Origin of the sequence: Streptomyces sp. NPDC001508, from assembly GCF_040298665.1 — a bacterium.
In the GTDB taxonomy this organism is placed as follows: domain Bacteria; phylum Actinomycetota; class Actinomycetes; order Streptomycetales; family Streptomycetaceae; genus Streptomyces.
Window position 1 is genome coordinate 1 of record NZ_JBEPAP010000138.1, and the last position, 2983, is coordinate 2983.

Sequence of the window (2983 nt, forward strand, 5' to 3'; positions counted from 1 at the left end):
CGTGCGCTGGCGAGTGCGTTCGGGTGCGCCCGGGTGGTGTGGAACGACTGCCTGCGCGACCGGAAGGAAGCACACGCGGCGGGGCTGCCGTACGTGACGTCGGCCGAGCTGTCCCGGCTGCGTATCACCCAGGCCAAGCGCACCGCCGAACGAGCCTGGCTCGCCGACGTGTCGGCGGTCGTCCTGCAACAGTCCCTGCGGGACCTGGATGCCGCCTACAAGAACTTCTTCGACAGTCTCAAGGGCAAGCGGCAGGGCCGCAGGGCGGGCCCTCCCCGGTTCAAGTCGAAGAAGGACACCCGGCAGTCGATCCGTCTCAACACCAACGCCTTCTCCCTGAAGGGCGACGGCACGGTGTACGTGGCCAAGGTCGGCAACCTCAAGGTCACGTGGTCCCGCCGGCTTCCGGCAGCCCCGACTTCTGTGACCGTCACCAAGGACAGCTCCGGCCGGTACTTCCTCAGCTTCGTCGTGGACACCGAGCCGGACATCCTGCCCGAGGCAGAGACCGACGCCGGTCTCGACCTCGGCCTGTCCGCTTTCGCCGTACTGTCCGACGGCCGGAAGATCGACAGCCCGCGCTTCCTGCGCCGGGCCGAGAAGAAGCTCAGGCGCCTTCAGCGGGAGCTGTCCCGCAAGGCCAAGGGATCGAAGAACCGGGCCAAGGCCCGCATCAAGGTCGCACGCCAGCACGCCAAGGTCGCCGACCGACGCCGGGACTGGCACCACAAGGCATCCACACAGATCATTCGCGACAACCAAGCGGTGTACGTGGAAGACCTCGCGGTGTCCGGTCTCGGCCGCACCCGGCTCGCCAAGTCCGTGCACGACGCGGGATGGTCCACGTTCGTCCGGATGCTGACTCTTAATGGGTTTAGTCAAGCTGCCTGAACCTCTCCTGCTGCCTTCTCGCGGGGGTTGTACTCCTTCTCGTAGAGCCGACCGTCCCGGAGCATGGCCCACAGGATCGACACTCGCTGACGCGCGACAGCGATAACGGCCTTCTTGTGGCGGCCCTTGTCGTGGGTGTAGCCCTTGTACTTGCGCTGGTACATCTCGTTCTCCCACGTCCCCGCGGTCACGCACGCGACTTGGCTCGACATAAAGAACGCCCGCTGGAGGGGGCGACTGTATTGGGTCGGGCGCAGGCGGTTTCCCGCGTTCGATCCGGAGTCACGGGAGACGGGGGCCATCCCTGACGCGACAGCGAGTCGCCCCGCGGTCGGGAACCGTGAGATGTCGCCGATCGCCGCGAGAAGTTCGGCCGCGAGAATCCCGCCGAATCCGGGCATGGAAAGGACGATGGGTGCCTGAGGGTGCTGGGAGAGAAGTTCCTTGACCTTCTTCTCCAGCTCCTTCAGTCGACTGTTCAATGCCATGATCCTTTGCGCGAGTTCGGCTACCAGCTCAGCCGTCAGGTCTTCTCCGCTGGTCGCTGATTTCTGGGCCTTTGCGGCTGTCACGGCCTTCTCCGCGATCGTTGCTGCCTTCCTCACGCCGCGTTTGACGAGCCAGGCTGTGAGCCTGCTCTCGCCCATCCGCCGGATGGCTGCTGGCGTCTGGTATCCGGAGAGCAGGACCAGCGGGCCGTCGGTTCCGGCGAACTCGAATGACCGCTCCAGTTCCGGGAAGATACTGGTGAGCAGGGCCCTCATACGGTTGATGGTCCTGGTGCGTTCGGCTGAGAGGCCGTTGCGGTGGGCCAGGAGCAGCGTGAGTTCCTTGGTGACCCGGGGAGGCGCCGGCACAGGGGCCGTCTGCCGCCGGAGACAGCGGGCGAACTCGGCAATGATGTAGGAGTCCTTCAAGTCGGACTTTCCCTGGCCGCTGAAACTCTTCTTGAACGCTGCGAACTTCGAACCGGTGACATACCGAGGATTTTGTCCGTGGTTGGCCATGACCCCCAACAGTAAGGCCGCTGTTCCGTCAATGAGGTCGAGCGCCCAGGTCACTTGGTCCGCCATATCCATGACCTCTCCGAATGCAGTCAGGATGTCAGACTCAGAGTTGATCACCTTACGGTTCCACAGTGGGTCGCCATCGACGTCGACCACGGTGATCCAGTGGTGTCCTTTCCCCACATCGATCCCGGCCCATACTTGCGGCGGCCGTTGCGTCATCTCGTCTCTCCAGGTCGAACACGAACAGGGAGTGCCGGGCCACCCGTGGAGCAAGTCCGTACGAGCGATCGAGATCGCAGCTCTTAATCAGTTATGGCGAGTGACCAGAAGACTGGCCGACGGAGTCAGCATGAGCCCCTTGACGGGCAGGAGTACAAGAGTCGCATCCAGCCTTCCTGGCTATAGATGCAACGATCATCAGACAGTCGGGACACCCGCCGGCAAGTCCGTACTAGCGATCGAGTCGCCACTCTTAATCAGCAGTTACGGGGGTGTCCCGGAAGGCCGGCCGACGGAGTCAAGGGGGAGCCCTTTGGTGGGCAGGTGGCTTCGAGTCGCATCCGGCCTTCCCGGATGGACGCAGAGCTTACGGCTCGACCGGGTGCCCACCTGCACGCCCGTACTGTAGCGATCCTGATCGCAGCTCTTAATTAGCAGCGAGGGCGAGGAACAGCACCGGTCTCCCGGGGCTACCGCTCATGCCCGATCGAGCCTGCTTGAAGGGTACGGGAGTACAAGGCGATCAAGCACGGCCGCACCTTCGCCAGGGTGGACCGGGCCTTCCCGTCCTCTCAGGTCTGTTCGGCCTGCGGATTCCGGGACGGCCCCAAGCCCCTGCACGTCCGGCAGTGGACGTGCGGCAAGTGCCACACCGTGCACGACCGCGACCACAACGCAGCCCGCAACGTCCTCTTCGAAGGACGCCGTATCGTCGCCGCCGGACGGGCGGAGACGCCAAACGCCTGTGGAGCGCCGGTAAGACGGGCACACGTGCCCGCACAGCGCGGTGAAGCAGGAAGCCACCGGAAGAGTCAGACGACCCAGGCCGGAATCCCTGGACTTTAGGCCAGGGAGCACGTCAA

The 2983-nt window shown here is 64.4% G+C and carries 1 protein-coding gene and 2 pseudogenes; 2 read left to right on the forward strand and 1 reads right to left on the reverse strand.

Annotated elements, in window-relative coordinates; all coding sequences use genetic code 11:
* A pseudogene (locus tag ABT245_RS45620) lies at positions 1-861 on the forward strand (RNA-guided endonuclease InsQ/TnpB family protein); the annotation flags it as partial.
* 17 nt (positions 862-878) lie between these two features.
* Here ABT245_RS45620 and ABT245_RS45625 read toward each other — a convergent pair.
* On the reverse strand, positions 879-2120 hold the full coding sequence (locus tag ABT245_RS45625) for an IS110 family RNA-guided transposase (RefSeq protein ID WP_351747005.1): 1242 nt from the start codon (positions 2118-2120) through the stop codon (positions 879-881).
* 510 nt (positions 2121-2630) lie between these two features.
* On the opposite strand from ABT245_RS45625, the pseudogene ABT245_RS45630 reads away from it, so the two are divergent.
* Positions 2631-2966, forward strand: a pseudogene (locus ABT245_RS45630) (zinc ribbon domain-containing protein); the annotation flags it as partial.
* Positions 2967-2983 lie beyond the last annotated feature (17 nt).

Bases quoted from the DNA above. Each gene is read 5' to 3' on its own strand.
- ABT245_RS45625 (WP_351747005.1), bottom strand. From the start codon at position 2,120: ATGACGCAACGGCCGCCGCAAGTATGGGCCGGGATCGATGTGGGGAAA.